Origin of the sequence: Corallococcus llansteffanensis, assembly GCF_003612055.1 — a bacterium.
GTDB lineage: Bacteria > Myxococcota > Myxococcia > Myxococcales > Myxococcaceae > Corallococcus > Corallococcus llansteffanensis.
In genome coordinates, this window is sequence record NZ_RAWB01000751.1 from 1 (window position 1) to 4095 (window position 4095).

Annotated in this window: 4 protein-coding genes; 3 read left to right on the forward strand and 1 reads right to left on the reverse strand. The window is 72.4% G+C overall.

Annotated features, from left to right (window positions below; all coding sequences use genetic code 11):
* Positions 1 to 35: 35 nt before the first annotated feature.
* On the reverse strand, positions 36 to 1124 hold the full coding sequence (locus tag D7V93_RS39485) for a polyprenyl synthetase family protein (protein WP_120648204.1): 1089 nt from the start codon (positions 1122 to 1124) through the stop codon (positions 36 to 38).
* 123 nt (positions 1125 to 1247) lie between these two features.
* Here D7V93_RS39485 and D7V93_RS39490 point away from each other — a divergent pair, with 123 nt between their 5' ends.
* The 3 genes from D7V93_RS39490 to D7V93_RS39500 all read left to right on the forward strand — a co-directional run bounded on the left by D7V93_RS39490 (position 1248) and on the right by D7V93_RS39500 (position 3866).
* The gene (locus tag D7V93_RS39490) at positions 1248 to 1814 is read left to right on the forward strand and encodes a peroxiredoxin family protein (RefSeq protein WP_244237782.1); all 567 of its coding nucleotides are present in this window, start codon (positions 1248 to 1250) and stop codon (positions 1812 to 1814) included.
* Positions 1811 to 2728: a TIGR01777 family oxidoreductase gene (locus D7V93_RS39495; protein WP_120648206.1), complete on the forward strand. Its 918-nt coding sequence runs from the start codon at positions 1811 to 1813 to the stop codon at positions 2726 to 2728. The genes D7V93_RS39490 and D7V93_RS39495 overlap by 4 nt, the downstream gene beginning before the upstream one ends.
* 88 nt (positions 2729 to 2816) lie before the next feature.
* Positions 2817 to 3866 carry an alpha/beta hydrolase-fold protein gene (locus tag D7V93_RS39500; protein ID WP_120648207.1) on the forward strand — a complete coding sequence of 350 codons (1050 nt, stop codon included), beginning with the start codon at positions 2817 to 2819 and terminating at the stop codon, positions 3864 to 3866.
* Positions 3867 to 4095 lie beyond the last annotated feature (229 nt).

A 4095-nucleotide genomic window follows, 5' to 3' on the forward strand; every position in this document is an offset into this window, starting at 1 on the left:
CCACCCGCTTGCCTTGTGCGCTCATGGACGTGTCCTCAGGAAGCACGACGCGCGAGCCGGGCGATGAGGGCGTCCAGCAAATCCCTCATGCCGTGGGGGTTGGGCAGGGTGGACAGGCCGCGGCGCGCCAGCCGCGACGCCCGCTCCACCGCGCGCTCACACGCGACGCGGCCTCCGAACGACTCCACCAGGGCCCGGGCCCGCGCGAGGGCCGCTTCGTCCTTCTCCTCCACCGGCAGCGCCCACAGCCGCTCCAGCTCCTCGCGCCCCGCGGGCGTGGCGCGCACGTACGCCGCCATCACCGGGAAGGTGCGCTTGCCCTGCGTGAAGTCGCCGTCGCACGCCTTGCCCGCCACCGAAGCGTCGCCGAACAGGCCGATGAGGTCGTCTCTCAGCTGGTAGGCGAGCCCCACGGAGCGGCCCACCTGCTCCAGCCCCTTCTGGAGCGAATCATCCGCGCCGCCCAGCATCGCGCCGCACACCAGCGGGGCGCTGAAGCCGTAGCGCGCCGTCTTCAGATGCGCCACGCGCAGCGTCTGGAAGAGCGTCACCTCCGACAGCGGCATGCGCGACAGGTCCAGGTCCAGGTACTGCCCCGCCGCCGTGTGCCGGCACACGCCCAGGTAGTACTGCACCACGCGCGACACGCCCGGCAGCCCCGACTCCAGCATCGCCTCCAGCGAGCGCGCGAAGAGGTGGTCGCCCATGACGACCGCCAGGTCCTCGCCCGGCCGTCCCGGCGCCAGCATCCGGTGCAGCGCCAGCCCGCCCCGCCGCAGCTCCGCCTGATCCGCCACGTCGTCGTGGATGAGCAGGAAGGTGTGCAGCAACTCCAGCCCCGCCGCGAAGCGCCACAGCCCCGGCGGCACCGAGGTGCTTCCCCGCGCCAGCCCGTACCCCGCCAGCACCAGGGCCGGCCGCAGCCGCTTGGCGGGCCGCAGCGCGTAGCCTCGCGCCTGCTCCACCGCCCGCGTCCAACGGGGATCCAGCGAGGACTCGTCCGGCAGCTCGAAGAGCAGCGCGAGCGCCGCCTCCACCTGCGCCTGCACGAGCTGCAGCCAGGCCTGCTCCGGGGGTGCCACGCCGCCGGGGGTCTGCTGCACGTTGGGAAGCGGGGTGGCCATACAGCGGATCTCCGAAGTCGGAAGCACGGCAGCAGCCTTTCCACCTAGAGGTAGCGTTTGCGTCCAGAGATTGTCAAGGCTATGTCTAAGGTTTGTAAGAACCTTGTACACAGGAGGCTCCCCATGCGGGCGTGGATCGCAGGTGCGTTGACGGTGACCCTGGCGGCGGGGAGCGCGAGCGGCGCCGCCCCAGCCCCGGAGCCGGTGGATGCGACGTTAAGCACCTCCAAGGGGGAGCGCGTCCGGCTGTCACGCTGGCGTGGAAAACCCGTCATCCTGTTCTACGAGGACAAGGACTCCACGACACTCAACCTGCCCCTGAAGGACGAGCTGTTCACGCGGGGGCGCGAGCGGGGGCTCTTGCAGAGCGCCTGGGTGGTGGCCGTCGCGAACCTGGAGAAGTACGACTTCTTTCCCGCTCGGGAGATCGCCCTCTCGTACGTGCGGGATGAGGAGAAGAAGGCCGGGGTCCCCATCCTCGTGGACCTGGACGGCACCCTGGGCGCGGCGCCCTGGAAGCTGCCCACCAAGACGTCCAACGTGATGCTGCTGGACGCGGAAGGGACGCTCGTCTTCCGCCACTCCGGCCGCATGAAGCCGGAGGACCGCGCCCGCTTCTTCACGGCCCTGGGGGCGCTGGTGGGCCAGGACCTGCTGGCCGAGCAGCAGCCGCCGGAGGCCCGCCCGTGAAGGTGGCCTGTACGGGTGCCAGCGGCTTCCTCGGCCCGGGGCTTGTCCAGGGTTTGTTGAATGCCGGCCACACCGTGCACGTGCTCAGCCGCAACGTTGAACAAGCGCTGGGCAGGCTGCCCGCCGGAGTGACGGGGTCCTTCTTCGATGGTCAGACGCCGCTGTCTCCGGACGCGCTCGCCGGGGCGGAGGCGGTGGTGCACCTGGCCGGGGAGCCGGTGGACCAGCGCTGGACGCACGACGCCAAGCAGCGCATCCACCAGAGCCGGGTGGAGGGCACGCGGGTGGTGGTGGAGGCGATGAAGCAGGCGGGCACCGTCCGGCACTTCGTCTGCGCCTCGGCGGTGGGCTACTACGGCGGCGCGCGCGGGGACCAGCCGCTGACGGAGGACGACGCGCCCGGGGACGACTTCCTCGCCCACGTGTGCCAGGGCTGGGAGGCGCAAGCCGCGCGCGCGGCGGAGGCCGGCCTGCGCACGGTGCGCCTGCGCATCGGGGTGGTGCTGCATCCGGCGGGCGGCGTGCTGCACCGGATGCTGCCGGTGTTCCGCATGGGCGCGGGCGGCCGGGTGGGCAACGGTCACCAGTACGTGAGCTGGGTGCACCGCGAGGACCTCTTCGCGCTGATGCGCTTCGCGCTGGAGCACCCCACGCTGGAGGGCGCGGTGAACGCCACGTCGCCGGAGCCGGTGACCAACGCGACCTTCGCGCACGCGCTGGGCATGGCGCTGGGGCGGCCCGCGGTGTTGCAGGTGCCGGGCTTCGTCCTCAAGGCCCGCTTCGGGGAGATGGCGCGCGTGGCGCTGGAGGGCCAGCGGGTGCTGCCCCGGCGCGCGCTGGAGGCGGGCTTCCAGTTCCGCCACCCCGCGCTGGACGAAGCGCTGCGCGACCTGCTGCCGCACGCGGGCCCCTGAGGCGCCCCCGCGCGGATGTCCGCGGGTGGACGCAGGAGGCGCGCGGCGCCACCGCGGAGGGACGCGCTGCATACAGTGCCCGGCACGCATGGACACGAAGACGCTGGAAGCACGCGCGCGCCGCGAGGGCACGCCGGTCATCGACGGGGACACCGCCACCTTCGTGTGGAAGGGCAACAGCCGCGTCTTCCTGCAGGGGGACTTCCAGGACTGGCGCGGGGAGCCGCTGCCGCTGGAGCGCGTGGACAAGGGCCTGTGGGCGCGCTCGCTGGCGCTGCCGGAGGACGCCTACGTGGAGTACGCGCTCCAGGACGCGCGAGGCCGCCGCGTGCGCGACGCGCTCAACAAGCGCCGCTCCGACAACGGCTTCGGCGACTTCAACCACTGCTTCTGGATGCCGAAGGGACAGGCCACGACGCTGGGCCAGCGCGTGCGCGGCGTGCCCCGGGGCCGCGTGACGCGCCACCAGGTGGACACGCACGAGTGGGCCGTGGGAGCGAAGCGCGCGGTGGCCCTCTACGCGCCCCCCGTGCCGGGCCCCGTGCCGCTGGTGGTGGTGCTGGACGGCGACGACTACCTGGAGCGCGTCCAGCTGCCCACGGTGGTGGACAACCTCGTGGCCCAGGGCCGCATGCGTCCGGTGGCCCTGGCCTTCGTGTCCAACGGCGGCCCCGCGCGCACCGTGGAGTACGCGTGCAGCGAGGCCACCGTGGGCTTCCTGGAGCGCAGCGTGCTGCCCCTGGCGCGCGAGAAGCTGTCGCTGGTGGACGAGCAGCGCACGCCCGGCGCGCACGCGGTGCTGGGCGCCTCCCTGGGCGGGCTGATGGCCCTCTTCGTGGCCCAGCGCCTGCCCGGCATCTTCGGCCGCGTGCTGTCCCAGTCCGGCGCCTTCTCCATCGACGGCACGGACCTGGTCGTCTTCGACCTGGCCCGCAGGCCCGCCCAGCCGCCCCTCCACGTCTGGATGGACTGCGGCCGCTTCGAAGGCCTGGTGGACGGCAACCAGCGCCTCCTGCCCGTCCTCCAGGCCGCCGGCCACCGCGCCACGTACCAGACCTACAATGGGGGCCATAACTACCCGGCCTGGCAATCCGATCTGCCGGCCGGCCTGGAAGAATTGTTCTCGGTTCCTGGATGACGCATCGCGGCGGTCACCCCGGCTTCCGTCCGGGGCGGAAGGCCAGTGCTAACAAGGGGTTGGCCGATCCGGTAAGCGCTCAAAACGAAATGATCCGGGATTGGGCCGCGCCCATGACGCGGCAGGCGGGCGACCGGACAGGGGTTGTGGACCGGGAGGCTACGCAACCTGGGGGGAGCCCGGTGCGATAACCGGTGTAGGTGCGCATCCTGACGCGAGCACCGCGTCC